This is a genomic window from Halodesulfurarchaeum sp. (assembly GCF_036626455.1).
Lineage (GTDB): Archaea > Halobacteriota > Halobacteria > Halobacteriales > Halobacteriaceae > Halodesulfurarchaeum.
Genome location: NZ_JAZKRK010000008.1, coordinates 12309 through 38950, shown reverse-complemented (window position 1 = coordinate 38950; position 26642 = coordinate 12309). Strand labels below are relative to the sequence as shown.

The 26642-nt window shown below is 62.4% G+C and carries 34 protein-coding genes; 11 read left to right on the top strand and 23 right to left on the bottom strand.

Going from position 1 to position 26642, the window contains the following annotated elements; all coding sequences use genetic code 11:
- Window positions 1–396: 396 nt before the first annotated feature.
- The 3 genes from V5A26_RS04325 to V5A26_RS04315 form a co-directional block, all read right to left on the bottom strand.
- Window positions 397–966, bottom strand: coding sequence for a magnesium transporter (locus V5A26_RS04325; RefSeq protein ID WP_332321272.1), 570 nt, complete (start codon window positions 964–966; stop codon window positions 397–399).
- Complete coding sequence (locus tag V5A26_RS04320; RefSeq protein ID WP_332321273.1) at window positions 967–1539, bottom strand: magnesium transporter; 573 nt, start codon at window positions 1537–1539, stop codon at window positions 967–969.
- Between the two features lie 66 nt (window positions 1540–1605).
- A complete protein-coding gene (locus tag V5A26_RS04315; protein WP_332321274.1) occupies window positions 1606–2994 on the bottom strand; it encodes a signal recognition particle protein Srp54 in 1389 nt (462 codons plus the stop codon).
- A gap of 97 nt (window positions 2995–3091) precedes the next feature.
- Here V5A26_RS04315 and V5A26_RS04310 point away from each other — a divergent pair, with 97 nt between their 5' ends.
- Window positions 3092–3586, top strand: coding sequence for a hypothetical protein (locus V5A26_RS04310; RefSeq protein ID WP_332321275.1), 495 nt, complete (start codon window positions 3092–3094; stop codon window positions 3584–3586).
- Window positions 3587–3783: 197 nt separating this feature from the next.
- On the opposite strand, the gene V5A26_RS04305 is transcribed toward V5A26_RS04310, so the two are convergent.
- From V5A26_RS04305 to thpR, 7 genes are all read right to left on the bottom strand, one after another.
- The gene (locus tag V5A26_RS04305) at window positions 3784–4014 is read right to left on the bottom strand and encodes a DUF7385 family protein (RefSeq protein ID WP_332321276.1); all 231 of its coding nucleotides are present in this window, start codon (window positions 4012–4014) and stop codon (window positions 3784–3786) included.
- A gap of 41 nt (window positions 4015–4055) precedes the next feature.
- Window positions 4056–5120, bottom strand: a complete 1065-nt coding sequence (gene ftsY, locus V5A26_RS04300) for a signal recognition particle-docking protein FtsY (protein WP_332322232.1) — start codon at window positions 5118–5120, stop codon at window positions 4056–4058.
- A 4-nt stretch (window positions 5121–5124) separates the two neighbouring features.
- A complete protein-coding gene (gene pfdA / locus V5A26_RS04295) occupies window positions 5125–5568 on the bottom strand; it encodes a prefoldin subunit alpha (protein ID WP_332321278.1) in 444 nt (147 codons plus the stop codon).
- A 50-nt stretch (window positions 5569–5618) separates the two neighbouring features.
- Entirely contained in the window at window positions 5619–6284 is a 666-nt protein-coding gene (locus V5A26_RS04290) for a translation initiation factor IF-6 (protein ID WP_332321279.1), read from the bottom strand.
- 2 nt (window positions 6285–6286) lie between these two features.
- Window positions 6287–6568, bottom strand: coding sequence for a 50S ribosomal protein L31e (locus V5A26_RS04285; RefSeq protein WP_332321280.1), 282 nt, complete (start codon window positions 6566–6568; stop codon window positions 6287–6289).
- A 3-nt stretch (window positions 6569–6571) separates the two neighbouring features.
- A complete protein-coding gene (locus V5A26_RS04280; RefSeq protein ID WP_332321281.1) occupies window positions 6572–6724 on the bottom strand; it encodes a 50S ribosomal protein L39e in 153 nt (50 codons plus the stop codon).
- A 174-nt stretch (window positions 6725–6898) separates the two neighbouring features.
- Complete coding sequence (gene thpR / locus V5A26_RS04275; protein ID WP_332321282.1) at window positions 6899–7453, bottom strand: RNA 2',3'-cyclic phosphodiesterase; 555 nt, start codon at window positions 7451–7453, stop codon at window positions 6899–6901.
- A 54-nt stretch (window positions 7454–7507) separates the two neighbouring features.
- On the opposite strand from thpR, the gene V5A26_RS04270 reads away from it, so the two are divergent.
- A complete protein-coding gene (locus V5A26_RS04270) occupies window positions 7508–8269 on the top strand; it encodes a tetratricopeptide repeat protein (RefSeq protein ID WP_332321283.1) in 762 nt (253 codons plus the stop codon).
- The gene (locus tag V5A26_RS04265; RefSeq protein ID WP_332321284.1) at window positions 8266–8556 is read left to right on the top strand and encodes a DUF424 domain-containing protein; all 291 of its coding nucleotides are present in this window, start codon (window positions 8266–8268) and stop codon (window positions 8554–8556) included. Before V5A26_RS04270 ends, V5A26_RS04265 begins: the two co-directional genes overlap by 4 nt.
- Window position 8557: 1 nt before the next feature.
- Here the strand turns inward: V5A26_RS04265 and V5A26_RS04260 are convergent, their stop codons facing one another.
- Together V5A26_RS04260 and V5A26_RS04255 are read right to left on the bottom strand one after the other, a co-directional pair.
- Complete coding sequence (locus V5A26_RS04260) at window positions 8558–9577, bottom strand: lysylphosphatidylglycerol synthase transmembrane domain-containing protein (protein WP_332321285.1); 1020 nt, start codon at window positions 9575–9577, stop codon at window positions 8558–8560.
- 94 nt (window positions 9578–9671) lie between these two features.
- The gene (locus V5A26_RS04255) at window positions 9672–10529 is read right to left on the bottom strand and encodes a hypothetical protein (RefSeq protein ID WP_442908747.1); all 858 of its coding nucleotides are present in this window, start codon (window positions 10527–10529) and stop codon (window positions 9672–9674) included.
- Between the two features lie 183 nt (window positions 10530–10712).
- Between V5A26_RS04255 and V5A26_RS04250 the strand changes: the two genes are divergently transcribed.
- Window positions 10713–11960, top strand: coding sequence for an aminotransferase class V-fold PLP-dependent enzyme (locus tag V5A26_RS04250; protein ID WP_332321287.1), 1248 nt, complete (start codon window positions 10713–10715; stop codon window positions 11958–11960).
- A 66-nt stretch (window positions 11961–12026) separates the two neighbouring features.
- Complete coding sequence (locus V5A26_RS04245) at window positions 12027–12446, top strand: iron-sulfur cluster assembly scaffold protein (protein ID WP_332321288.1); 420 nt, start codon at window positions 12027–12029, stop codon at window positions 12444–12446.
- Between the two features lie 121 nt (window positions 12447–12567).
- Here V5A26_RS04245 and V5A26_RS04240 read toward each other — a convergent pair whose 3' ends face one another.
- From V5A26_RS04240 to htpX, 7 genes are all read right to left on the bottom strand, one after another.
- On the bottom strand, window positions 12568–12996 hold the full coding sequence (locus V5A26_RS04240) for a DUF1641 domain-containing protein (protein WP_332322231.1): 429 nt from the start codon (window positions 12994–12996) through the stop codon (window positions 12568–12570).
- Window positions 12997–14136: an NAD(P)/FAD-dependent oxidoreductase gene (locus V5A26_RS04235; RefSeq protein ID WP_332321290.1), complete on the bottom strand. Its 1140-nt coding sequence runs from the start codon at window positions 14134–14136 to the stop codon at window positions 12997–12999.
- Window position 14137: 1 nt separating this feature from the next.
- Entirely contained in the window at window positions 14138–14380 is a 243-nt protein-coding gene (locus V5A26_RS04230; protein ID WP_332321291.1) for a sulfurtransferase TusA family protein, read from the bottom strand.
- A 5-nt stretch (window positions 14381–14385) separates the two neighbouring features.
- On the bottom strand, window positions 14386–14781 hold the full coding sequence (locus tag V5A26_RS04225; protein ID WP_332321292.1) for a DsrE/DsrF/DrsH-like family protein: 396 nt from the start codon (window positions 14779–14781) through the stop codon (window positions 14386–14388).
- 149 nt (window positions 14782–14930) lie between these two features.
- Window positions 14931–15965 (bottom strand): DNA repair and recombination protein RadA, encoded by a 1035-nt coding sequence (gene radA / locus V5A26_RS04220; protein WP_332321293.1) that lies wholly within the window; start codon window positions 15963–15965, stop codon window positions 14931–14933.
- Window positions 15966–16112: 147 nt separating this feature from the next.
- Window positions 16113–16709 (bottom strand): PspA-associated protein PspAB, encoded by a 597-nt coding sequence (pspAB, locus tag V5A26_RS04215; RefSeq protein ID WP_332321294.1) that lies wholly within the window; start codon window positions 16707–16709, stop codon window positions 16113–16115.
- Between the two features lies 1 nt (window position 16710).
- Window positions 16711–17592 carry a zinc metalloprotease HtpX gene (htpX, locus tag V5A26_RS04210; protein WP_332321295.1) on the bottom strand — a complete coding sequence of 294 codons (882 nt, stop codon included), beginning with the start codon at window positions 17590–17592 and terminating at the stop codon, window positions 16711–16713.
- Between the two features lie 115 nt (window positions 17593–17707).
- Here htpX and V5A26_RS04205 point away from each other — a divergent pair, with 115 nt between their 5' ends.
- Both V5A26_RS04205 and V5A26_RS04200 read left to right on the top strand, forming a co-directional pair.
- A complete protein-coding gene (locus tag V5A26_RS04205; RefSeq protein WP_332321296.1) occupies window positions 17708–18802 on the top strand; it encodes a 60S ribosomal export protein NMD3 in 1095 nt (364 codons plus the stop codon).
- Window positions 18795–19814, top strand: a complete 1020-nt coding sequence (locus V5A26_RS04200; RefSeq protein ID WP_332321297.1) for a class I SAM-dependent methyltransferase — start codon at window positions 18795–18797, stop codon at window positions 19812–19814. Before V5A26_RS04205 ends, V5A26_RS04200 begins: the two co-directional genes overlap by 8 nt.
- 138 nt (window positions 19815–19952) lie before the next feature.
- Here the strand turns inward: V5A26_RS04200 and V5A26_RS04195 are convergent, their stop codons facing one another.
- Together V5A26_RS04195 and V5A26_RS04190 are read right to left on the bottom strand one after the other, a co-directional pair.
- Window positions 19953–20159, bottom strand: coding sequence for a DUF7561 family protein (locus V5A26_RS04195; RefSeq protein ID WP_332321298.1), 207 nt, complete (start codon window positions 20157–20159; stop codon window positions 19953–19955).
- Window positions 20160–20205: 46 nt separating this feature from the next.
- Window positions 20206–20379, bottom strand: a complete 174-nt coding sequence (locus tag V5A26_RS04190) for a DUF5786 family protein (RefSeq protein WP_332321299.1) — start codon at window positions 20377–20379, stop codon at window positions 20206–20208.
- 97 nt (window positions 20380–20476) lie between these two features.
- Between V5A26_RS04190 and V5A26_RS04185 the strand changes: the two genes are divergently transcribed.
- Window positions 20477–21286, top strand: coding sequence for a PHP domain-containing protein (locus tag V5A26_RS04185; RefSeq protein WP_332321303.1), 810 nt, complete (start codon window positions 20477–20479; stop codon window positions 21284–21286).
- A gap of 32 nt (window positions 21287–21318) precedes the next feature.
- Complete coding sequence (locus tag V5A26_RS04180) at window positions 21319–21480, top strand: DUF6757 family protein (RefSeq protein ID WP_332321300.1); 162 nt, start codon at window positions 21319–21321, stop codon at window positions 21478–21480.
- 47 nt (window positions 21481–21527) lie between these two features.
- Here V5A26_RS04180 and alaS read toward each other — a convergent pair whose 3' ends face one another.
- Window positions 21528–24299 carry an alanine--tRNA ligase gene (gene alaS, locus V5A26_RS04175; RefSeq protein ID WP_332321301.1) on the bottom strand — a complete coding sequence of 924 codons (2772 nt, stop codon included), beginning with the start codon at window positions 24297–24299 and terminating at the stop codon, window positions 21528–21530.
- Window positions 24300–24365: 66 nt separating this feature from the next.
- Window positions 24366–25340 (bottom strand): replication factor C small subunit, encoded by a 975-nt coding sequence (locus tag V5A26_RS04170; RefSeq protein ID WP_332321302.1) that lies wholly within the window; start codon window positions 25338–25340, stop codon window positions 24366–24368.
- 147 nt (window positions 25341–25487) lie between these two features.
- On the opposite strand from V5A26_RS04170, the gene V5A26_RS04165 reads away from it, so the two are divergent.
- Both V5A26_RS04165 and V5A26_RS04160 read left to right on the top strand, forming a co-directional pair.
- Window positions 25488–25688, top strand: coding sequence for a hypothetical protein (locus tag V5A26_RS04165; protein ID WP_332322230.1), 201 nt, complete (start codon window positions 25488–25490; stop codon window positions 25686–25688).
- Window positions 25689–26618, top strand: a complete 930-nt coding sequence (locus V5A26_RS04160; RefSeq protein ID WP_332322229.1) for a bactofilin family protein — start codon at window positions 25689–25691, stop codon at window positions 26616–26618. It begins immediately after the preceding gene.
- Window positions 26619–26642: the final 24 nt, after the last annotated feature.

Below are 26642 nucleotides of genomic sequence, written 5' to 3'. Positions count from 1 at the left end.
TGTCAAGGAGACGGAAGTCACGGAGCGAGTCGCTGAGGCGATCCTGACGCTGTTTCCCGAAAGTGAGATCGAGTCCCGGGACGATCGGGTGGTGGCGACGACCTACGACCTTGATCACTTCCGCAGGCGGCTCTTCGAGCAGCGGATCCTCGATACCGCTCGGGATCTCTTCTTCGACCGCGCGGGCCCTCGGGGGTTCAGTTTCGAACTGAAAAAAGCGGCCGCCCTGGAGGACGTGATCAACTTCTCTATCGGGACGCCGAACGAACTTGGCGCCATCGAAGTTGCGGTGATCGTCCACGAACCGGGCGTCGAGGAGTATATCGACCTCCTGGCCCCTCGAACAGAGGATGGGACCCCGGCCGAATCGCCGGATCTCTGAGCCAGCCAGGGCGGTCAGGTGAAGAGAGCGACCGCGACGAAAAGCATGACGACGCCGAACACGTCCGCAGTGACCGTCACGACCGGAATAACGACGTCGTCCGGGTCGAGTTCGGCCCGGTACGCGCCATAGGTCGTCAGAACCGTGGCGAGGATCGCTACCACGGCAAGGCCCGCCCCACTGACGGTGGCAATCGCCACAACCTTCCAGAGCGGGAGGACGACCCGGCCCGTCACCAGTGCGAGTATCCAGGCACCGGCTCCAACGAGTGGGAATAGTGTGAGGGCAAGGCCGATAGTGGCAAGTGAGTGGCCACCGAGTTGCTCGTTTCGAGGGCGAAAGGAGAGTGTGCCCAGGTGAAACGCCGTCGAGAGCCGCGACGCGAGCAGACTTCCGAGGTTCCCCGCGGTCCCGATAGTGACCGGGACGAGAATCAGAAGCGAGGGGTACCGATAGAGGACGGCCTCGAAGGTCCCAAGTAGCAGTCCCGACCCGACCGCAACAACCGTCAAGAGGAGGAGCGTTGGCAGCGTCGCCCGGGAAAGCGACCGGAAGGACCAGTACTGTCCGGATGCTGCCTGCATTCAGATCCCCCCGGCGACGATTTCGACGGCGAGTAGCAGGAAGGCGATTCCGATGACGTCCCCGGTGGTTGTGACCAGCGGGCCCACGAGGGTATCGGGGTCGATCCCTCGGCGAAAGCCAAGGAACATGGCCCCGATGACCACTGCAGCGAGGGCGACCCCGGAGAGGAAGGCCGCGATCAGCGCGATGGCCAACAGCATCCAGAGCGGGGCCGCGCTCTGTCCGAGCGCACGGAGCGCGGCCACGGTGAGCACGGCAGCGAATCCACTTGCCAGCATGTTGTTCGACGTGGCCGCGGCGGTGGCCGCCTGAAGTCGATCGTCATCCCACTGAAAATCTGGTCCGAGGAGGCCCTGGTGGAGCCCGGAGGCGATCCGGGCGGCGTAGGCGCCGAAGACGTTTCCCCGGGTGGCGAGGAGCGCGGGAACGAGCACGAGGAGCCCCCGGATCCGTTCGAGGTCACTTTCCATCCCGGCAAGCACCAGCCCAGCAAAAAGCCCTCCGACGGCACTCACCAGGAGCGGTCCGAGCGCCTCGCGGTATGCGGTCCGTGCCAGCGAGGCGATTGTCATCGTGGGAACGTCGGCCGGCGCAGTCAAAAAGGAACCGTCCGCCGCGGCCGAACCTCGGTGCCGAATTTATCCTGTCGGGCCGAGGCCGCCGAGATCGCCGCCCGGACCGCCACCCTGTTGCATCTGTTTCATCATCCGTTCCATGTCGGCATCACCCATGCCCTGGAACTGATTGATGGCCCGGGCCATCATCCGGTATTGTTCGAGCAACTCCCGCACGTCGTCGACCTCAGTGCCGCTTCCGGCGGCGATCCGTTTCATCCGGCTTGCCCCGATCGAGCGTGGATTATCGAGTTCCTCCTCGGTCATCGAGTCCATGATGATCTCGAAGGTGCGCATCCGCTCTTGGGTCATGTCCATTGCATCGTCGGGGAGCTGATCCATCATCCCCCCGCCCAGGCCTGGGACCATGTCGAGCACCTGCGAGAGCGGCCCCATCCGGTCGAGGGCCTTCATCTGATGGCGCATGTCTTTGAGGGTGAAATCCCCTTCCATCATGTCCTCGGGCTCCCAATCGCCCTCCTCTTCTTCGGTCTCCTCCATCGCCCGCTCGACCCGCTCCGTGAGTTGCTTGAGATCCCCCATGCCCAACAGCCGAGAGATGAAGCCGGAGGGCTCGAAGCGCTCGATGTCCTTGACCGTCTCACCGGTCCCGAGGAAGGCGATGGTCGAGTCGGTTTCGTTGACCGCTGTGAGGGCACCACCACCCTTCGCCGTCCCGTCGAGTTTCGCGATCGTAACCCCATCGATACCGATGGACTCGTCGAATCGCGTTGCCTGCTCCTTGGCCCCCTGGCCGATCGCGGCGTCCAGGACGAGGAGGTTTCGATCCGGTTCGACCGCAGTCTCGATCTCCTCGATCTCGTCGATGAGCCCCTCTTCGAGTGCGTGTCGACCGGCCGTGTCGACGATACGGACGTCCGCGTCTTCGGTCGCTTCGAGTCCATCCCTGCCGATTTCGACCGGGTCGTCGGCATCCGGGTCGCCGTAGAACTCGACCTCGGCCCGTTCGGCCATCTCTTTGCCCTGTTCGTAGGCGCCAGGGCGGAACGTGTCGGTCTGAATGACCGCCGGACGAAGGCCTTTCTTCGAGAACCACCAGGCCATTTTGGCCGCCGTCGTCGTTTTCCCGGAGCCCTGAAGCCCGGCCAGGAGGATGGTCTGTGACTCGAGTGGGAGGTCCGTCGACTCGCCGACGAGCTCGACTAGCTCCTCGTAGACAATCCGCAGGACGTGATCCCGCGCCGTGGTGCCACCGGGCGGTTCCTCGTCGAGTGCCCGCTCGCGGATGGCATCCGAGAGCTCCATCACCAGCCCGGTGTCCACGTCGGCTTGGAGGAGCGACCGCTGGATCTCCGTGACGACGTTGTCGACGTCCTCCTCGCTGATGCGGGATTTTCCCCGGAGGTCGTCTAGCGTCGATCGAAGCGAACTCCCCAGATCCTCGAGTACCATCGTGTTGTAAGTGTTAGGCCCGCCGAGCGGTAAATGTCTAACCGTGTGGATTCGCTGGGAGCCGCCGATTTATCCGGTCCGGACCCGAAACGCGCCTGTGCCACCCGCCGCCCTATACATTACGCGCCCGCTGCTCTCGGTGTTGCTGGAGATCGCGGCCGACGCGGAGCCCAATCCTGCGAACGTCTATCTCGTCGCGAGTGCGGCCGGGGACCTCGAAGAACCATCGGCGGATCTGGACGAGGACTCGCTGTCGGAGTCCCTACTTGGGCGAGAGACAGCACCGACCCCGCTTCCCGATCTCGACGCCGTCACCCCTGTGTACTCCGATTTCTACTTCCCGGACGTGGGCAACGCCCTCGATTTCGTCTTTGGCGTCGATCTCGGCACGCCGGCGGGGCAGTCACAGGGCCGCTTTCTCTCACACCCCGATGGAAACCCCGATTTGACTGTTCGGGACGATCTCCATGCGTCGGTACTGGTGGCTGTTCCACCTTGGAAGACGGGGAACGTGTGGGCCTATGACCGGGATAGTACGCGGCGGGATCTGACCATCGTGGCTGCCGAAACGCCAGCCCAACAGTTCGAATAATAAACGGCCGAAAGGAGCCTGAACTCCCCTCTGGCCGACCCGGACCTTTTTCCCGGAAAACCGGACCACTTCAACCCATCACCCGGTCAGTGCCCCGGACGGAACACGGCGGGAGTGTGGCACACCCGTCCGGGCCGAGCAGGTGCCACCTGCTCGCCTTTGTCAACTGCATCCGACCGTCTCCGATGCCACTTCGGCTACATATGCGTGAACAACATCGGCTTGTCCTCTGAGGTCCGGGTGACGCACAGATCGAGTGGTTCTGATAGTTCCAGGCTCGTGGTCTCTCCCGTCACGACCACCAGGTCAGCGAAGGCCTCATCACAAACCGGACAGGGGATCGCGGTGGTGTTCTGGTAGCGCTTCATCGAGTCGGTCTCCTCACGGGGCGTGAGGTAGCTGACCAAATCGTCGTAGTCCTCGCCCATACACGGTTCCTCGGGGGCGGGGACGAAAGCCCTTCGGCTGCTCAGGCGCCGAGCAGGTCCTCGACCAGTGCCTCCGGATCGAAGGCCTCCAGGTCGTCGTAGCCTTGCCCGGTTCCCAAAAAGAGGATCGGCGCGCCAGTCACGCTCGCAATCGAGATGGCGGCGCCACCATGGGTGTCGGCGTCGGCCTTGGTCAGCACCGTGCCGTCGATGTTCGCCGCCTCGTTGAACTCGGTGGCTCGCTTGACAGCGTCCTGGCCTGCGACGGCCTCGTCCACGAACAGCGTCATGTCCGGCCCAACGACCCGGTCGATCTTTGCGAGTTGATTCATCAACCCGTCACTCGTGTGCAGGCGTCCGGCCGTGTCTCCGAGGACCACATCGATATCGTGGGCGTTTGCGTACTCCACAGCATCGTAGATCACCGCTGCCGGATCACCGCCTTGCTCGTGGCTGATGAGCGGCGCGTCGATGCGGTCGGCATGGACCTCGATCTGCTCGTTCGCTCCGGCCCGGTAGGTGTCGCCGTTTGCGAGCACCGACGAGAACCCGTGCTCCTCGAGGTACGTCGCGAGTTTGGCGATCGAGGTGGTTTTTCCGACGCCATTGACCCCGGTGAAAATGATGACGGCTGGTTTATCCGTGGCAGCGAGCCGGTCGAGAAAATCAAACTGACCGACGGAGACGACATCAAACAGCGCCTCCCGAAGCGCTTCCTCGATGAGTCCCGTCGTACTCTCGGTGATCGTCTTCTGCTCGCCGACGAGTTCGGCTTCGATACCGTCCAGGATCTCTTCGGCGACGGACATCTCGACGTCGTTTTCGAGCAAGGCCAGTTCGAGTTCCCACAAGGGCTCCTCCAGGTCCTCGGCGTCGAGAATGACTTTGCCTGTCGCCAGGGACTTCGCTCGGTCGGTCAGTGACGGGCCGCCCTCCGATTCGTCCGCCCCGTCCGGCGCGCCCGCTGTCGAGTCTTCGGTTGCCGTAGAATCGTCAGGGGCTTCGGAATCGGCCTGGGCCTCGTGTTCGGTCGTCGCCTGCTCCGCCGCCACATCGGCCGCGTCCTCGCGGAACTCTCCCAGCTTCTCCTTCAGCCCGTCGAACATCCGCTTATTCGCCCTGTTGCTGGGCCTGCTGCTGGAGCATCTGCTGTTGGGCCTGCTGGGCCTCCTGTTCCAGCTGAGCCTCTTGTTCGTCGAGTTCGGCCTGCTCCTCACGCAGCTCCTCGATACGCTCGTCGACTCGTTCCTGCTTCGTTTCGAGGGTCTCGGCTGCCTCTTCGCGGTCCTCGGTCGCCGCGAAGTTGGCGCCCAGGCTGACGACGATTTCGTCCGCGTCCTCGATGGTCGCGCGGACGAACGCGTCCCCGCCAAGTGGAACGTGAACGGTCGAGCCCGTCTCGAGTACGTCGAGCCCTTCGATGGCCTCGTCAATCTCGCGTTTATCGGTTTCCAGTTCTTCGATCTGCTCGTCGAGTTCTTCACGTCGCTCCGCGAGGGCCTGCATTTCCTCCTGAAGCGCCTGAAGCTGACCGCCGCCTCCTCCAATACTCATGGTCCAAAACCAGACTCTGAGCGGGAAGTATCTTCCTACTCGGGACCGAGCTAATCGATGTAGCCCAGGGCGTCCTCGATGCGTCCGAGTTCCGGGCCAGTCGTGTCCTCCCCGACGAGATAGCCCGCTCCCGCCGCAATAAGTCCCGAACCGACGAGCTGGCCGCCGTAATTAACTGTCCCCACGTCCGCCGGCACCGACAGCGCCGCCTCGACGGCGTCCAACTCCTCGTCGGTGGCCTGTGGATGACAGAGTGCGCCACGATTCGTGGCGACCGCGGCGGAGCCGACGGTATCGACGCCCCCGATCCGGCCGTTGGTCATCGGGACATCGAGTGTCTCCTCGACCACACTCACCGCTTCGTCGGAAAGGTCAGGATGCCCGAAGGCGCCGTGATCGTTCGCGAGGATGACGTTCCCTGCAGCGTTGATCCGACCCGGAAGTAACGCCACTGGCCGATCAGTTTCGGATTCGAGCCGTTCGCGTTCGTGATCGGCAGTGCGCTCGCTCACGACCATCCCATTCGAGTTCGCCGCGAGGAGCGCGCCAACCGTCCCCGACCCATCGATGGTTGTCTCGACGACTGGTGTTTCGAACTCCGCTTCGATCGCTTCGACGGTCTCGGCCTCGAGGTCGGGACGGAGAACCAGAAACCCCTCCGATGCGGCCCCAAAGACCCCGACGTAGGACGATCCGTAGAATGCAGTGCGAAGCACTCTCAGGACTCGGCGTGTTCGGCCTCGACGACCGCGGCGCCCTCTTCTTCGAACCGAGCGGCCCGCACACGAACTTTACTCGGCGGATTGGCACGGCCCCGTTCCCAGACCGCTTCGTTGATCGAGGGGTCCAGTCGAACCGCGTCTTCGGTGACGCTGAACTGGGTGGCCAGGTGCTCGCGAATCATCGACATGGCCTTGTCCCCACGCTCGCTTTTCGACGTCGCCTTGACTTTTCTGAGGGGCACCGTGACGATGCGCTCCTCGAAATCGCTTGCGCTCATGGATTACTCGTCGGTGTCGCTTCGCCGCCAGTGACGACGCTGTGGGTTGCGCTGGGTTTCCTGATCCGTCTTCATGATGACCCAGGCCGGGACGCGGCTGTTCTGGCGCTCGAGCTTGGCCAGCCGCTTTTTCTTGGACTTCGTTTTCTTACTCATAGTGGGCTGAAATACTGGCTCTACTCCTTAAAACGTTGTCCGTTTCCGTCGGCTCGCAGTCGCTGGAGTCTCTCGACGGAAGCTGGAACCGGTAGCAGGGTTTCGATCACCGATCACAACCCAAGTGGAGCAAGATTCGAGTTCGGACCGGCCGAGGACACGATCCAGTCGGACTTACAGCGAGACGCCGTGTACCGTCTCGTATTCCGGCCCATCGTCCGTGAGCGTGCTTTCTTTGAGGCGGACTTCATCGACGGTCATCGTGCCGACAGTCGGGTCCGTCGTCCGGACTCGTTCCTGGACGAGTTCCTTGCCCCCGGCGTGTTTCATACGGGCGAGCGTGACGTGTGGGGTGAACTCGTGATCCTCGGCGTCGAATCCCAGACCGACCAGTTGGTCCTCGATGGGGGCCTGGAGATCGACGAGCGAGTCGGTGCCCTTCCCTACCCCGAGCCAGAGCACGTTGATGTACTCGATGGACGGAAAGACACCCAATCCCTCGAAGGTTGCCTCGAATGGGTCCACGTCGGCCTCGGCGACCGCCCGATCGAGCGCGTCGGCAATGTCGTCGACCCGGCCCGGATCGATATCGCCGAGAAATTTCATCGTCACGTGGGCCTGTTCGGGATCGACGAAGTCCAGCCCTGTGGCGCCCTGGAAATCCTTCTGGAGGTCGGCGATCGGCCCGGTGAACGATTCGGACAGGTCGATGCTGACGAACACCCGCATATCGGCCTTTCGTGTGCCGGTGGCCTTAACCCTCCGTCTCACTTATCCGCTGACATGACTAATCAGGACCGTGAGGAGGGGAACGGCCGCGAGAGCGGCCACGAGTTCTCCTCGGGACAGGGGTTCTCGGAGCCCTACGAGGGCTTCGATCTGGACCCACCCGAACTCGACGTGGAGGACCCGTCGGCCGTCGACCCGGTGGACTCCCGGTCGGTGACCGACCTACTGGACGATCGAAACATCGCGAACGAGCAGGCCGACGCCGACTCCCTCATCGATGTCGGCATCGAGTACATGGCGATCAACCGAGGCGAGCAGGCCGTCGAAACGTTCGAACGTGCGGCCAGGTATGCCACGGACGACACCCGCGAAGCAGAGTCGTGGGTCAACAAAGGCATCGCCCACGGCGAACTCGAGGAGTGGGATGCCGCCGTCTCATCCCATCGCGAAGCGCTGCACGTTGAGGAAGAGGGCGAATTCGCGGCCCTTGCGCACACGAATCTGGCGTACGCGCTTTGGGAGCAGGGCGAGGACGAGTCCGCCTTCCAGCACGCCGAGGACGCCGTTCGAGAGGACCAGCGCCTGCCACAGGCCTGGTACAACCTCGGCTACATTCAGGTCGAACGGGCCCAGCACGAGGACGCGTTGGAGTGTCTCGACAACGCGATTCGCCTGGGCTTCCAGGAGTCCTCGGTCTACGAGGAGAAAGCCAGGGCGCTCGAAGGGCTCGAACGCGACGAGGAGGCCGCTCAGATGCGCGAGACCGCCACCGAAATGCAGGAAGCCGAAGAGGAACGTCTCGTTCACGGTGAATGATCCTCACGGAACGGCAGACCGACCGGGGCCTGCTCATCACGGTCTGTGACCCGGACGTCTTGGGTGAGACCTTCGAGGAGGGGTCGATTTCGCTGGAAGTCACCGAGGAGTTTTATGGGGGGGACCGGGTCGACACCGAAACTGCCGTCGAGGCACTGAAGAGAGCGAGCATCGCGAACCTCGTGGGCACCGAGTCGGTCGAACTCGCCATCGAAGAGGGCTTTGTCGAGGAAGGCAACGTGCTCGAAGTCGAACAGACCCTCCACGCTCAGTATCTCCGACTATAACTTAGCCCCAGCGAGTCGTGACGCCCAGGGCAAGTGAGACACTGCCCCCCAAAATCGTCGGGAGCCAGTAGGTCGCCGCCCGGTGAAGCAATACTGCGGCTGTGGCCATTCCACCAGCCACTGGCGTCGTCGCCACGAGCAACCCCACGAGCATGGCTTCGATGCTCCCAAAGCCACCTGGAAGTGGCACAAACCCGGCGAGTTTGCCGACAGGAATGATGACGAGAAGCGTGGCGACCGGCACTGGGCCACCTAATCCCCAGAGTGCAAGCGACAGAGCGCCGACCTCGAAGAGCCACCCGGCCGTGGAGTAGCCAAGCGCCAGCACGAGGGTTCTTTGGTTCGCCGCGATCCGGCCCAGATCGCCCTGAAAGTTCGCAAAGCGGCTCCGTGCCGTTTGTAGCAGGTTGGCGAGGCGGTCCGGGAAGGCGGCCCCGAGTCGATGAATCGCATCCGCGACCGGGACCTCCAGGCCCCGCGCAATCGAGCGGCGATACCGAACGAGTAGACTGCCTGCGACCCCGACAGCGACCCCTAGCCCAAGTACCCCGAGGACGACGAGTGTCAACTGCTGATTCGGCGAGAAGACGGTCACCGTCAACAGCCCACCCGTCACCGCGATCGAGATCGAGGTGAAGACGTGGGCCGCATCGACGGTCGCGATCGCTGCGAGCCCAGTTTCAAAGCGCGTGTCCGTGACCCGGTTGATCACGTAGGCGGTGACAGGTTCGCCCCCAGCCTGGCCAAAGGGCGTGACGTTGTTCGCGAACATCGCCGAGGCGTAGAGTGCGATCCCCTTCCGTCGGGAGACCGGTTCGTCCAGTGACCCCATAACGGTCCGCAACGAAAGTCCCCAGGCACTCACCTGGCCGAGTCCGAACAACCCGACGAGCGCCAACAGGCCCGGACTGGCGGTCGAAAGCGCCGTTCCGATCCGCTCGAGGCCGACGATCGAGAGCAACAGCCCCATAACCGCAAGCGACCCGAGAAATCCGAGAACCGCAATTTGGCGTCGATTCACGATCGACCACCCCATGCGCGAAGCGATGGGCTCGGATACTCACTTGCGGGTGGAATACACACCACTCTAGTGACACGTCGTGCCAGGGGAACCATTACTTGACTTCGAGCCAGGGGACCTCGATAAGTGGCGGTATATAGGTCTCGATGTGGTGTTCCCAGATGCCCTGTTCCCCGAATGCCTCCCCGTGATCCGACGTGACGACCACGTCACCGTCGAGTTCCTCGACGAGTTCGGCCGTTTCCGCCAGCGCCAGTCGAAGGTTGTCCTCGTAATAGCCACGCAACGTGTCCTCGATGCCGTCAGTGAGGATGTCCGTGGTGCTTCCAGCGTCGAGTTCCACGAGCATGCCCAGTCGCTGGGCGAGTTCGCTGTTGCCCAGTTTGGGTTCGATCCAACGCCGGAGCCGTCCCCCCAGCGAATCGGCTTCTTCCTCCGGCGCGTTTCCGGCCGCCGGGACATCGTCGAAACCCGCCTTGATCCGTTTCATTTTGCGACCGGTTCCCTCCTGGATGAACGGCGCGTGTGGCTGGAGGTAGTGAACAACCAATCGTCCGTCATAGCCGGTTTCGAGTTGCCGTCGGGCGGCCTCCGTGACCGACTGGGGTGCGATAGCTCCCAGGTTCTCGTCCCATTCGTCCTGCCAGAGATCGACGATCGTGTCGATGTGTTCGGTTGCGGTCCACTCGTAGCCCGACGAGGCGCCCCATTTGAGTTCGTTCAGCGGGATGCCGAGGCTGTTGATGAACGGATTTGCCGAGAGATAGGTAAGCTCGTGATCCCCTGTAAACGTCCGAGTTGCCCACTCAGGGGTCGCCGAGCCACTGCTGCGGACCTTCGTCAATTCGCCGTCGAGATACTCCTCGTAGATGTCTGCAAAGACGTCGTATCGGGCCGCATCGAGAACGATGAGGTAGTCCCAGTCCGCTTCGAGAACGTTCTGTTGGGGCAGCGAATCTGAATCACTCATGAGTCTCAATTGGACTTCCTTGGGCGAACTTCGCTTGAAGGCGGGTAAAGGATTGTGATACGCCGAGACCAGGCAGTTTGACCGGCCAGCCCACTTCTGGTTGCAAACCGCCGAGACTCACCCGTACCGAACGACACTTGGGGAGTCACCTCCAAACAGTCGACAATGACGGCCACGGAGCCCGAGTCTCTTGATGTCGAGGCCATTCGCGGGGACTTCCCGATACTCTCACGGACGATCGGTGAGAACACCCCGCTCACGTACCTGGACAACGCCGCGACGACCCAGACGCCGACCCCGGTCATCGATGCGATGAACGAGTTTCATCGCGAGTACAACGCCAACGTCGACCGCGGGATTCACCAGCTCTCGATGGAGGCCTCGATCGAGTACGAGGAGGCCCACGACCGCATCGCTGAGTTCGTCGGCGCCACCGGGCGCAAGGAGATCGTCTTCACGAAGAACACGACCGAGGCAATGAACATGGTCGCTCAGGCCTGGGGCCGAGAGCACCTCGAACCCGGCCGGGCAGTCGTCCTGACGGAGATGGATCATCACGCCTCGCTGGTTCCGTTCACCCAGATCGCCGGTCGGATGGGTGCCGAAGTCCGGCACATTCCGTCTGATGGCGATGGCCGACTCGACATGGAGGCCGCTGCCGACCTGATCGACGACGACGTGGAAGTCGTGAGTGTCCCCCACGTCTCGAACACGCTTGGGACAGTTAACCCGCTCAGGGAACTCGCTGATATGGCCCACGAACACGACGCCCTGATTCTCGGTGACGGGGCTCAGGCTGTGCCCACTCGACCGGTCGACGTCAAATCACTGGACGTCGACTTCTACGCGTTCTCGGGGCACAAAATGGCCGGGCCGACCGGTATCGGTGCCCTCTACGGCCGGGCGGACCTCCTCGAGGAAATGGAACCGTTCCAGTACGGCGGCGGAATGATCGAGCGGGTCACCCTCGAGGGCGCGACGTGGGCCGAAGTCCCCATGAAGTTCGAGGCCGGGACGCCCCCGATCGCGGAGGGAATTGGGTTTGCGGCGGCCGCGGACTACCTCGACCACCTTGGCATGCGTGAGGTGCAGGCTCACGAAGCCTGGGTGACCCAGTACGCCCACGAAGAACTCCGTGACCGGGCGGACGTGACTGTGTACGGCCCGCCCCTGGGCGAGGAACGTGGCGCGCTCGTTTCGTTCACGCTCGATGGGGTCCATCCCCACGACCTCTCCTCGATATTGAACGAGGCTGGCGTCGCGATCCGAGCTGGAGACCACTGTACGCAGCCCCTTCACAACGCACTCGAGATTCCGGCGTCGGCCCGAGCGTCGTTTTATGCGTACAATACGACCGCCGAAGTCGACGTGCTCCTCGAGGGCCTGGACGCGGCCAGGGACCTCTTTGCCTGAGGTACCGGCGGCACACGTGACACCCGCAGGACCCTTGTATCCCGGCTCGCGTACTTCAGCACAACCATGAGCATGGGCTCGGACATGTACCGCCAGCAGATCCTTGATCATTACAAGAACCCCCGGAACTACGGCGAACTCGACTCACCGACGTTCAGCCACCTGGGTCACAACCCATCCTGTGGGGACGAGATCGAGTTCGACGTCGAGTTGGCCGAGGACGGAGACACTATCGAGTCGGTCGCCTTCCACGGTGAGGGGTGTGCGATCAGCCAGGCCGCTGCGAGTCTGCTTGGGCAACAACTGCCGGGCATGACGTTAGCGGAGGTCCAGGAGTTGGACCGGGACGATGCGGTCGAACTGCTCGGCGGGGATATCAGCCCGATGCGGATCAAATGTGCCGTCCTCGCGGAGAAGGTGGTTCAGGACGGCACCGAGATCTATCTCGGCGATCGCGACGACGAGACGACGTCACTCGAGGACTAACAAGACGAAGTCGTCGAAACGACCAGGTCGAGGTCACTCGAAAACTACAGGGCCGGTGGCATTTGAAGACGACCAAGTCTACCTGTTCTGACGGACCGAGTTCGAATACCGCAAGAAACCCTCAGTTCTCGGCCTGTTCGTAGCCCTCGGAGCGACGCTCGATCTGACGCCCCAGTGCCCCCAAAAACTCCATCAGGAAACCGAGTCCACGCTGGACGTCCTCGTCCCGGAGCTTGCCAACGGTTCCCATCATCCCGACCTTTTCGGGATTCTCGAAGGTATCTGCTTCGTCCATCGCGTCCATCATGGTCGCGAGGGTCCGGATCGTGTTCGGCTGGGTTGCGCTTCCGGCGACCAGGCCGAGTTCGTTCGCCAGCCCGGCGACCTCGACGACCATCTCGTCGTCCAGCGCGTCGGCCAGAAGCGAGACCGCCGTTGCCGCTTCTGTCAGGTCTTCAAGTGTGCCGTCCTGCTGGAGTTCGACCATCGCGTCGGCCGCCTCCTGAATCGACTCGGATTCGGCTTCGAGTTCGTCTAATTCATCGCTCATTCACATCACCCCTCTGGCGGTGAGCCAGTAGGCCTCGTTGTATCCCAGCTTCGACCAGTGAAGGAACCGGTTCTCGTCGCGCACGACAGGTTCTCGGTCGTAGGCGAACTCGATGAAGGTGCCCTCTTCGGTCCCAGCCTCGATGAAACAGATCGTCTTGCCGTGGAAGGTCGCTGTCGGGACTTGGTCCCGGACCTCGCTGGCGATACGGGAGACGAGCGTTCCCGAGGCGTAGTGCGCTACACTGCCCGCCTTGCTTGTCGGGAGGTTGGTCACGTCGCCGATACCCCAGACGTCTTCGGCGTGCTCTGACTCGAGGGTGTTCCGGTCGACTTCCATCCACTCCTCGCCGAGTCCCGCTTCCTCGATGATCGGGGAGGCGGTGAACTCAGGGATACCGATCATGAGGTCGAAGTCGAGTTCCTTGCCTTCCAAGGTCTCGATGGTACCGTCCTCGACATTTTCGACGTTGAAGAACGTCTTGGTCTCGATGTCACGCTCCTCGAACCGCGGTACCATCCACTCGGCTGTGGGGCGAACACCGTGGAGCCGTTGGATGGGATAGGTATACGTGATTTCGATGTCCTCGCGAACGCCTCGTTCGCGGAACCACTCCTCCACAATCATGGGGAACTCCACCGGAGCCGCCGGACACACGTGTGGCGTGCCGATGACTGAGAGCACGAGGTGCCCCTCATCGAAGTTCGCCAGCGTTTCGCGGAGATTTTCGGAGGCGTCGGGGCCGTAGAAGTGATGACCAGGCTCGTCTTCGCCGAGGCCTGGTGTCTCTTCCGGCTGCGGGATCGCGCCCGTCCCGACGACCAGATAGTCGTAGTCCAGTTCGCTGCCGTCGTCCATTGCGAGGGACTTCCCGTCCGTGTCGATCTCCGTGACACGCTTGTACACGAGGGTGACCCGGTGGTCGACCAGATCGACCAGGGGCCGCCGCGTGTCCTCGAGTTCTGCTTCGCCGAGCGGGATGTACAGATACAGTGGCTTGTAGAGGTGGTTCGGGTTCGCACTGACGACCGTGATCTCTATTTTGCCGGCTTCGATTTCCGACTCGAGCTCCTCGCTCAGACGGTTTGCGGTAATCGTGCCGCCGCTCCCGCCACCGACGATGACGATTCGCTCCGTCATATCAGGTTTTCTTCACGTAGATCGAGTAATACTCCCCGTCATCGATAATGTCAAGGAGTTCGTGGTCCGCTTCCTCGACCCACTCGGGGACGTCGTTTTTCGACCCCTCGTCGCCCGTGAGGAGTTCGACGACAGTCCCGTCGTCGACGTCTTTGATTTTGCCGATCAGGTCCATGAGGGGGCCCGGACAGGCCGAGCCGATTGCGTCTACCGTTTCGTCCGCTTGGATGTCTGTTTCACTCATTGTTGTTAAACGAAGATGATCTGTTTGTCTTTGGCACGGTTCAGGAACCCGGAAACACCGAGGGTGTCGTCGAAGACGTCGACGTAATCCTCGAGGTCGTTTCCGAGCACGTCCATCGCCATCTCGCAGGCGTAGACCTGGAGCGGGCCGATGGCTTTTGCTTTCTCGAGCTGTTCGGTGAAAAGCGGACTCGACGTGTCGGCTGACATCATCGCGTCAGCAACGCGGCCGCCTTCGAAGTCCATGTTTTCGACGGTCTCAGTCTCGAACGGGTTGAGTCCGTTCATCGTCACGAAGACCTCCACCGGAACGTCCGAGGAGGCAGCGACACTTGCGATCATGCTTACTGCCTGCACTCGTTCGAACTCCTCGGAGGCGAGGACGACTGCATATCCGGTCATTTTGCGTCCACCACAGTCTCCCTACGGGGCCGAGAGTAGTAATGCATTTTGTTTCCAACATTGTAAGAATCCGCCGGGGGGCACGAGAACTCTTTAATATGCCCAAACGGATTCGAGTCGGCCCGCTCCGAGTCCGCTGTCTTCACCGGCTACTCCGGCATCAGTCCGCCGTCTTCGACGCGCATCACTGCTTCACCGTCAGCAAGATTCGGGGCGTCCACGAGCCGAACGATGCGTTTGCTGCCTTTCGAATTGCGCAGGTAGATCCGGAATGTCGAGGTGTGGCCAAGAATGTTGCCCCCGATCGGCTTGGTGGGGTCGCCGAAGAAGGCGTCGGGATTCGACTGGACCTGGTTGGTCACAACGACTGCAGTATTGTAGAGGTCGCCGATACGCAACAGGTCATGGAGGTGCTGGTTGAGTTTCTGCTGCCGATCCGCGAGTTGCCCCCGACCCACATATTCCGCCCGGAAGTGGGCGGTCAGGGAGTCCACGTTCAGCAGGCGGACGGGCCACTCGCTGTCCTCGTTCTCGGCGGCGACCTCCTTTGCCTTCTCGGCCAGGAGGATCTGGTGGTTCGAGTTGAAGGCCTTCGCGACGTGGATCTTGTCGAGGATGTCCTCGATCAGTGTCTCCATCGCCGCCTCGTTGTCCGGCCCGCCTTCGATGTCGCGTTCGTCCATCGTCGCCTCGATGGCCTCGTCGTCGAGCCCCCGGACCATGTCGTCGATCCGCTCGGGGCGGAAGGTGTCCTCGCTGTCCACGAAGATCGCACTGCCTTCGAGGCCGCCGAATTCCTCGGGCAGTTGGACGTTGACGCAGAGTTGGTGGGTGATTTGGGACTTGCCCGACCCGAACTCGCCGTAGACTTCCGTGATGGACTGGGTTTCCGAGCCCCCGCCGAGTAGTTCGTCGACCTCGTCGATGTTCCAGGTGAGCTTGCCGATCTGTTCGCGACGTTCGAGGACGGCACGACCGCTCTCGAATCCGCCCACGTCCGCTTTTTCGCGGGCCGCGTTGATGATGTCCCCCGCACTCGATTCGCCGACGTCGGCCGTGTTGGAGAGTTCCCCCGGAGAGGCGACTGCCAGCCCCTCGAAGGAGTCAAACCCCGCATCGCTCAGTTTGTCAGCTGTCGCTGGCCCTACTCCCGGGAGATCTTCGAGATCCGCGTCAGTTGCCATACCTGAGGATTGTCCGGGTTCGGGGATAAACCCTCGTAAACACCAAAGTGAAAGTGAAAGCACCGGCGTGCTATGGGTTAGTTTTCATCGTGCCAGAAGGTTTACCCGGGAATACCGACCTGCCAGAAGGTTCACCCGCTATACCGATCACTCCCAAGGATGCGCGTTGGGCCGGTCGGGCCAGAGCGGATACCAGTACGCTGAGTCCTCCTCCACGTCGAGTTCGTCGTCCATCACTGACTGGAGTTTGACCTCGCGGGCGTCGTCCCGCTGAGACGTGCCGTGTGGCGCGAACGGATAGAACGAACCCCGACGGAACGAGTAGATCCAGTAAACGTCCTCGCCACCATCCTCGGGTTCGAAGTGAAATACGGCCGCGAGGAGGCGGTTCCCGTACCCTCGCTCGGAGAGGGTATCAGCGGCGACGTAGAGGTCGGCGACGAGTTCCTCGAAGGACGAGCGGGTCGCAACCGCCCAGGTGTACCCGTGGTCGTCCTCCTGGACGCTCGACCAACCCGGCCCGTCCAGCACGGCTTCGACATCACGAAGCGCTCCTTCGAAGTCCGTCGAGTCCATCGCCGAGAAGACGAGGCCGGCAGTGTCTCCGGGTTCGTAGTCCAGATCGACGGTCATCGTCACCGAGGCGGCGGTCAACTGGAACAGGTCGTCGGGATCGGCAGCCCGGGTGGCATCTGCCTCGGCCTGACTCCCAAAGACCTTCCGCAGACTGTCAAGAATGCCCATTTCAGGCTGTTTCGAGTTCTTTTTCGAGGGCGCGGAGCCGTTCGACCCGCTTTTCGGTCGTCGGGTGTGTGCTGAAGAGTCGTCCCACGAAGCCAGCCTTGATGGGGATGATGAAGAACGCGTTCATCTCGGCCTGGTCCCGGAGGTCTTCGTCTGGGACCCGGTCGATCCGGTTGTCGATCTTCAACAGCGCAGAGGCGAGTTTCGAGGGGTTTCCGCTGATCATCGCGGCTCCCCGATCGGCCGCGTACTCCCGGTATCGTGAGAGTGCCCGGACGAGGAGGAAGGAGATGATCCAGACCACGATCGAGACCAGGATGGCCACGAAGACCGGTGCGCCCCCGCCCTGTTTGCCACGTCCGCCAGCGAACAGCCAGCCCCACCGGACGACGATGAACGCCAGCGTCGAGAGGAAGGAGGCGATGGTCATCACGGTCATGTCTCGGTTCTTGATGTGTGAGAGTTCGTGGGCGAGCACCCCTTCGAGTTCGTCTTCGTCGAGGGTCTGCATGATGCCGGTCGTTACTGCGACGGCCGCGTTGTTTTTCGACCGACCGGTCGCAAAGGCGTTTGGCACCTGTGAGTCCACGACGGCGACTGTCGGTTTGGGCAGGTCGGCCTGCTGGGAGAGCCGTGAGATCGTCGCGTGCAGTTTCGGCTGCTCCTCCGCGGTAACCTCCGTGGCCCCCATGCTCCAGAGGGTGAGTTTGTCGCTGAAGAACCACTGGACCAGCGAGAAGCCCCCGAAGAAGAGGAGCATCATTGTGGCCCCGCCGCCCATGTACCATGTAATCGCGCCGGCGAAGACGATATAGAGGACGAAGAGGAGAAACATCGTCACTCCCATCCGGAATCGCAAGCCCCAGTCCGCTTTCCACTCCATGTCTGTCACCCGCTTACGGAGGGAGGTAGAAACGCTTTCCGGCACGGTGACGACGCCCCGACTGGGTGAGGTGATTACAGACCACTTAACAGCCTCGACGGCCTATCCAGTTTCAATGACGACGGACTCCGGGACGTTCTGTCCCCGCTGTGGCGATCCCGTCGACCCCGAACTGGTGGGGTCGACCGACCGGGGGCTCTGCACGGATTGCTATCTCGAGAATTTCGAACTCGTCGACGCTCCGGACACCGTCGAGGTCACCGTTTGTGCCCGCTGTGGCGCGGTCAACCGGGCCGATTCCTGGGTCGATGTCGGCGCGCGCGATCTCACTGACGTGGCTATCGATGAGGTGACCGAGGAAGTCCAGGTCCACCGCGAGGCCGAGGACTTCTCCTGGACGGTCGACCCCGAACAGATCGACCGGAACACCATCGTGTTGCACGCGAATTTCACCGGGACCGTTCGTGGCAGGGAACTCACCGACGAACGACCGGTCCGTGTCGCGATCGGGAGGGGCACCTGTCAACGCTGCGGGCGGATCGCCGGCAACTCCTACGCGAGTGTGGTCCAGGTCCGTGCCAGTGGCCGATCGCCACGTCCCGAGGAGGCCGACAGAGCGGTCGAATTGGCCCACGAAATTACTAGCGAGATGGAGGCCAAAGGGGATCGGGAGGCCTTCGTCACGGAGGTGCTCGACTCGGGGCATGGCCCGGATATCAAACTCTCGACGACCAAACTGGGGCGACGCGTGTCCGCGAAACTGATCGAGGAGTTCGGCGGCAAGGTCTCTGACTCCGAGACCCTGGTCACCGAAGACGGCGACGGCAACGAAGTCTACCGGGTTACTTACGCCGTTCGCTTGCCAGCCTTCAGGCCGGGGGACATCATTGAGGTCCCGGACACCGATGGGCCGGTTCTCGTGCAGGGCGTTCGGGGGAATCTGAAAGGGGTCGATCTCCAGACAGGCGACCACTTCGAGGTGAACTTCGAGGATGGTGTTGTTCCGAACGCGACCAAGATCGGGTCCCGAACCGAGGCTGTAGAAACGACCGTTGTCTCGGTGCTGGACGACCATGCAATCCAGCTGTTGGATCCCGCAACCAGCGAAACCCGAAGTGTGGCCCGCCCCTCGTTTTTCGGCGCGGACGCCCGGACCGTCGAGGTGGTCCGAATCGAGGGCGACCTGTACATGCTCCCCGCCAATGAGTGACCTGGCAGCCCTCGTCGAGAAACCGAACGTCGACGTCGCGATCGCCTCACTTCAGGACGAAGGGATTCACGACGACAGTCGTCGCCTCGTGGAGTACGACGACAAGACGGTGGCGATCCCGATCACCGAACCGCCGTCCAATACCCGAGTCGAGGACGTCATCGAACAGATCGACCCGGACCCTCGAATCGTCGACCTCCCGACGGTGCTTCGGGAGCGTGGCTTCTCGGAGGCGGACATCGAGCGGGCTCCGAGTTCGTGGGCCGTTATCGGGGATGTAATCCTCGTTCGGTTCGGTGACTGTGACCGTCGGGAGGCGGTCGCCGAAGCATTGCTCGACCTCCACCGCGGTGCGGATACCGTCGTCGATCGTGGGGGGATTTCGGGCGAAATGCGGGAACCGGATATCGAGGTTATCGCCGGGGACGGAGAGACGGAGACGATCCACACCGAACACGGAACCCGGTACGCGCTGGACCTCGCGAAGGTGATGTTTGCCCCGGGAAACAAGGCCGAACGGGCGCGAATGGGCGAGACCGTCGACTCGGGGGAACGGGTCCTGGATATGTTCGCCGGAATCGGGTACTTCACATTGCCGATGGCCCGGGCCGGGGCACACGTCACCGCGATCGAGAAGAACCCGACCGCCTTCCAGTTCCTCTCGGAGAACGCCAGGCTCAACGCGGTCGAGGACCGGCTCGAACTGCTACTCGGGGACTGTCGGGATGTTGTTCCGATCCGGGTGAACGCTGGGGACGCCTACGACCGGGTCGTGATGGGCTATTACGATGCCTACGAATACCTGGACCCGGCGATTTCGGCCCTCGAACCCGGTGGGAGGATTCACATGCACGAGGCGACTCCCGAGGCCCTGTTCCCGGAGCGCCCCACCGAACGACTGCACAGAGCCGTGGATGCGGCCGGTCGGGAGGTCTCATCGATGGAGACGCGACGGATCAAATCCCACAGCCAGGGCGTGGTCCATGCCGTCCTCGATGCCACGATCGATTAAGGGTCAGTGGGTCCAAACTGGTAAATTCCTTCGGCCCGAAAACCAACTATGGATCGCGAACAACTCATGGCGCTGTTCCTCGTTTTCCTGATGGTCGGCTCGGTCCTGGCCTACGGTATCTCCTTCCTGTAGGCCGGGTCAGGCCGACTCGTCGAGGGCAGCTACGTCTTCGACAGTCGCCTCCTCTGGGAGCTTTTCGATACAGTCAAAGCATAGTTGATGTTCGGTGCCGTCGACGAGTTCGAGGGTCATGCCTCCCGTTTCTGTCGAGTCCATCGTCCAGAAGTTCGCAATCCCACCCGCGATCGGGATCTCCTGACCGCACGCGTCACACCGTTCAGTCATGGACCCGGTAGGGGACCGACGGGCAAAACGCTGGGCTTGTGCCCATCTATTCGTCGGTGATCTCGTGGAATTGGTCGAGCAGTTCCTCGGTGGAGTTTCCCGATTCGAACTCCACTGATCCCTGGTAACTGCTCCTGGTGTCGTCTTCGGAGAGGTCCATACTCGAATTCTTCCGTTCTCGACGCTCGTGCTCCTGTTCGTCGTAGGAACCTAATGACATGAGAGGTATACCCATGGGTTGAGTGGGTATGGTAATCAATGTATCGCCGATTCCGACCCGACGAAAGGAGTATGGGGCCGGCCGACCCCCCTTCGGTATGGTCTATGCGGATCTGCACGTCCATACGACGAACTCGGACGGCAGCCTGTCGCTCGGTGCTGTGCCTGCGGCTGCTCGGGCGGCTGGGGTCTCCGTCGTCGGCGTGACCGATCATGACCGGCTCCATCCCGATCTCGAGGCCCCTCTGACCGAGCGCGAGGGGGTCAGACTCATCCAGGGCATCGAACTCCGGACCGAGACGCCGACCCAGCGGATCGATTTACTCGGCTACGGGCTCAATCCGACCGCGGCCCTTCGCGCTGAAACCGACCGGCTCGGAACGGATCGGAAAATCCGTGGCCGCAAAATCATCTCGTGTTTGGAACGCGAACTTGGCATTGACCTGCCCCTCTCTGTGACTGAGCGAACGGGCCGGCCCCACATCGCCAGGGCAGTCGTCTCGCACCCTGAAACGGGCTACGAATCGGTCGAGGCGGTGTTTCAGGATCGTATCGGGTCGGGACGGCCCTGTTTTGTCGCCCGGGAGGTCCCCGCTTTCGAACGGGCCGTCGAACTCCTCCAGGATGCCGCAGAGGTCGTCAGTTTGGCCCATCCGTTTCGGTATCCTGACCCAGAAGCTGCGCTGGACCACTGCGGGGCGCTCGATGCTGTTGAACGCTACTACCCCTACGACCGACCGGCCTCGGCCGAACCGGTCGTTGACACGGACTTGATCGAATCGACCATCGAGGAGCATGATCTCCTCGAAACCGGCGGAAGCGACGCTCACGGTGACGAAATTGGGACGACAGGACTCGATCGCGAATCCTATCGCGGACTCGGGGCGGCCATTTCGCCGCAGCCGTGACGTTCAGGGGGCTTGGGTTATTGGGGTCATATATGGAGTGTCACTACTGTGGGCGGCCGGCCGACATGACCGCCGAATCCGGCGGCGTCACGGTCGGGCTTTGCGAGGATCACTTCCGGGAACGGCTGGACGAACTCTCCGAATCTGTGGCGATCGAAGAACTCCGCGACGAGTTAGACATCGACCGGGCCTGAAACAGCCCGCTTCTCACGCCCAAAACGACGTTTTTCCGGTTTGAGGATTAGGCCTCGATTGCTGCGGTGAGCAGGTCAGGGACCGTATCGAGTGCATCGTCGAGTGCGTCGACCTCAGGGCCGCCACCCTGTGCGAAATCGGGCGGGCCACCGCCGCCGCCACCGACCTGACTGGCCAGTTCCGAGACCAATTCGCCTGCGTTGACCGGCGCCCCTTCGGGCACCGAGACGACGAACTGCGCCCCGTCGACCCCGCTGCCGAGGATGGCGACGACACCGTCGTCGGCGAGCACGTTTGCGGTCGCTCGCAACTCGTCCATGTCGACGTCGAGGCGGTTGACGACTGCCTCCCAGTCGCCGAATTTGATGCGGTCTGCCTGTTCGCCGCCCCCAGCGCGGGCCTCGGCGAGTTGCTGTTTGAGCCCCTCGATCTGCTTGCCGCGTTCCTTCCACTCGGAGAAGAACCGCTCGGCCGTCTCGGGCACTTCCGACGGCGTGACATCAAATGTCTCGGCGGCAGCCTGCAGTGACCGTTCCATCGCTTGGACGTGTCCGACGGCCGCATCGCCCGCGGCGAATGTGAGCCGCTCGACGCCGTCTTGGACCCGCTCCGTCGAGAGGATTTTGATGGACCCGATCTCGCCGGTCCGGGTCACGTGGGTCCCACCACAGGCCTGCACGTCCTCCCCGACATGGATCAACCGGATGTTTTGCCCGGCGGGAATGCCACCTTGATAGAGGTCGAAGCCGTAGGTTTCCTCGGCTTCGTGTCGGTCGGGCCACTCCTGGTGCACGTGGAGATCCGCCATCACCGTCTCGTTCGCTCGCATTTCGATTTCCTCGACCGTCTTGCGGTCCAACCGTTCGTAATGGCGGATGTCGATCCGCGAGGAACTGGTCCCCTTCTGGGCCCCGGCCTGTCGCACATGATCGCCCAGAACCTCCCGTGCCGCATCGATGACGACGTGGGTCGCCGTATGATGGCGCATGAGCCGCCGACGCCGATCCGTGTTGATTTTGCCGGTGACGAATTCCCCATTGCCGGGATCGCCATCGGTGTGGTGTCGAATGACCCCGTCCTCGATCTGGACGTCTTTCACATCGACTGTCGTCTCGTCGGTCGAGAGTGTGCCATGGTCGGCTGGTTGCCCCCCACCCTCCGGGTAGAACATGGTTTGATCGAGCACGACGTCGTACCCCTCCTCGCGCTCGAAGACGTCGAGGACGATAGCCTCGAACTCCGTGCGGTAGGCGTCGTTGTAGTAGAGTTGTTCGGTCTCTGGCAGGTCCGCAAAGCGTTGATCGCGGCTTGTTCGGGCGGTCTCGGTGGTCTCCGTGTCGTGCCGTTGTGCCACCAGAGCGTAGAAATTGTCCGGGACCTCAACCTCGACGTCGAACTCCGCGGCGATCTCTTGGACCATGTCCGGTTGGATGCCGTGGGAATCATACAAATTCACCAGCGTCGATTTGGGGATGGGAGTGGCCGTCTCGGCGCGCTCCTTGGCGATCTGTCGGACCCGACGACCGCCCCGTTCCAAGGTTTCCTCGTATTTCGCCACTTCCGAGCGAACGATGTCCCTGACCGTCTCCCGGTCCTCGTAGCCAAGGCGCTCGGCCTGCATGTCGACGAGATCCGCGATCGGAGTCTCGACCTCGATCGCCTCGACCAGTCGGACGGTTCGACGAAGCACCATTCGGGCCAAATAGCCGGTTCCCACGTTCGACGGGACGATTCCATCACCGAACATGTACGCGAGCGTGCGGGCATGGTCAGCGATCGCGTAGATGTCCTCGAGGGGCGAGACCAGGTCGTCGATGTACTCGACCTTGACGCCGAGTTCCTCGGCGATCGTTCGTCGGGCAGCGCCCACATCCTCCGCTTCGTCGATGTCCAGTCGACCGGAGAGTTTGGACGCTCGATGGATCAGGTCCTTCTCGTTTTCGCTGAGTTCGATCCCGGCCTGTTCTTTGAGGAACGCGATCATCTCCGGGTAGACTGCTTCGTAGACGGTCGGGGTGCCCTGGCTCACCCAGGTCCAGCGCTCGAGCCCGTATCCCGTGTCGACGATGTAGGTGTCCATCGGGCTGTACCGGTTGCCGTCCTTCAGCTCGTACTCGCCCTCGGGGTCTTGTTCCATCGACATGAAGACCAGCGTGGCGAGTTCAGCCCCCCGGTAGAGCACCTCGAAGGCCGGGCCAGCGTTGCCGCCCCCGACCCACGGGTCCTCGATGTATGTGATTTCCGCGGGGTCGACGCCCATCTCCTCGAAGAACTCGTCACAGAGCTCGACAGTTTCGTCCTTCCAGTAGACCTCGCCCTCGTAAGCCAAGTCTTCATCGGCGTCCTCGCGGGCGTTGAACGCGTGATGGGCCATCATCTCGAAGGCCATCGTATGTCGCCCGGTTTTGCCCACATTGTCGATGTCCTGCATCCGGATGCAGGGTTGACTGATGGTCAGCGGGTTCGCCGGTGGGGGCGTCTGCCCGCTCGTGACCAGTGGCTGAAAGTCGTAAATCGAGGCCTGGGTCAACAGGACGTCGTCCCGCCATCGATTTGCCGCAACGGGATACGGCTCGACCCGTTCGTGGTCCCGCTCCTCGAAGAAGGAGAGAAACGCCTCTCGCATGTCCTTGAGCGTATACTCGGTGTCGAGACTCGGGGTGTCGATGAACTCGTATTGGTCACAGGGGGGTTCCCCACAGGTGGCCCGGTCGTGGTCTCGCGTCCAGAAGAAGGAGCCACACTCCGTACATTCCGTCCGAACGAAGCCTTCCTCCTCGAAGTATTCGAGGCGGTAGGCGTCCTCAAGGTCACTCATTGCAGGGAAGTGGCCGATGCGGGGCTAAAACAGTTCCGGGACTGAAGAGTGGGCGCTCGTTTTCCGTTAGGATTCCCCGGCGGCAAGTGCCACCGCGGCCAGCAGTGCTTCCAACTGGACCTGTTCGTTGGCGCCTTCGCTGATTCGGTAGTCCGCTTCCCCAAGTCGGTCCATGAGGTGAACCGCCGCTTTGTCTTCGAGTTCGAACTCCCAGATCGACCGGTGAAGCTGATCGATGATGTCCCCGCCGGCCAGTCCCCGTTCGGTGATCAGATCGGCCAGGTGCGCCCGTGCCCCCGTGAAATCGCCGTCAAGCGCCCGCTCGATCATCTCCTCGATCTCTTCGGGCCGGGCGGTGCTCGTGATCGCGTACACGGCCTCCTCGTCGACGACGCCACCTGCGGCAGCGGCGCTCTGGAGTGCGTTAATGGCCCGTCGCATGTCGCCGTCGGCGGCATAGGCGAGTGCATCCAGTCCCTCCTCCGTGAATTCGATGCCCTCTGTCGCCGCGATGTCCCGGATCCGTGCGATAACGTCCGCGTCGTCTATTGGGGAAAAGCGGAAGACGGCGGTGCGGGACTGGATCGGGTCGATGATCTTCGAGGAGTAGTTACAGGAGAGGATAAACCGGGTGTTCTTCGAGAACTGCTCCATCGTGCGGCGGAGTGCTGATTGGGCCGCAGAAGTGAGCGCGTCTGCTTCGTCGAGGAAGATGATGCGATAGTTGTACCCGCCGAATGAGGTCCGCGCGAAGTCCTTGATCCGCTCCCGGACGACGTCGATCCCTCGCTCGTCCGAGGCGTTCAGCTCGAGGAAGTTTTCCTGCCAATCGTCGCCGTAGAGTTCTTTGGCAATGGCCTGGGCCGTCGCTGTCTTGCCGGTGCCCGCTGGTCCTGCAAATAGGAGGTGGGGCAGATCGTCCCGCTCGACGTAGCTCTTCACCCGCGAGATGATCGCCTCGTGGCCGATCACCTCTTCCAGCCGCTCGGGTCGGTACTTCTCGACCCAGATTTCCTGGCGCCCGGCCGCGGAAGCTGTCATGGTTTCGGAGAGGTCCGTCCGGGCCTTAAACTCCCCGAGACGGAGCCTCCACGGAAAGTCCGTGCTGTCAAACGCGGCCATACCCCCGCTGACTGTGCCACTTAATGTCAGTATAAATTTATAAGGAAACTGAGTGAACGATGTAGTATGCAACTGCAGACCCTGTACTACCGGTTCCTGCTCCTCTCACTGGCTGTCCTCCTGGTGTTCGCGACCGGTCCGGCGCCAGTGGCTGCCCAGTCCATTGGCGGTGAGGTGGGCACCCAAATGATGACCGGCAGTGTGGTCATGTCCGAAGGCGAAACTGCGTCGGGGCTCGATGTGATAGCCGGGACGGTCCTCATCTGAGTGACGGTCGCCGGCGATTTGAATGGCGTCGCCGGGGACGTCGTCATTGCCGAATCGGGTGTCATCACCGGAGACGTGAGCGTCGCGACGGGCTCACTTCGGATTGCTGGGACCGTCGATGGGAGCGTTTCGGCCGGGGCGAGCGCCGTTTCGCTCACCCAAACGGGAGCGGTGGCCGGTGACTTCTCGGTCGGCGCTGCAACCGTGACCATCGACGGGACCATCGGTGCAGACGCGACTGTTGGGGCCGATACGATCACGCTCGGCCCGACGTCCCAGATCGACGGGGAGCTTCGGTATGACGGCGCGCTGACCCAACAGTCCGGGGCTGTCGTCCAGGGGCCTGTCGTGGAGGACTCCCCGATCGGTGGCTTTGGCCCGGTCGGGATATCTGGGGACTCCTGGGAGACTATCGGCTGGCTCGATTCCCTCTACGGCCTGTTTGCGAACCTCCTCTTGGGGGCGATTCTCCTGTTCTCCCTCCCTCGATTCTCGAACCGCGTCGCCACCCAGGTCGTCGATTCAACCGGCCGTTCTGCACTCCTCGGTCTGCTCGTGCTTATCACTGTTCCGTTCATTCTCGCGCTCACGGCGGTGACGATTGTTGGGATCCCGCTCGCGATTTTGGGCGTGTTTGCCTCCCTTTCCCTCATCTGGGTCGGGATAGTGAACGGCGAGTTCGCGGTCGGTCGCTGGCTGCTCGGGCGCTGGCAGGACGAACCGAACCGGTGGTTTGCGCTCGGATTGGGCTTAGTTCTCTTCACCGTCATTGGAGCCGTGCCCATCGTTGGTGGGCTGGCCATGTTGGCCGTACTTCTGGTCGGTCTTGGGGCGCTCGCTGCGGCCCTTCGAGGCACGTATCGACGACGAAGTGGCCGGATATCATCGACGACGGCACCCCAGAACACGGACTCGACGATGGCGGCCTGAGAACCGCCCACAATGCACCCGACG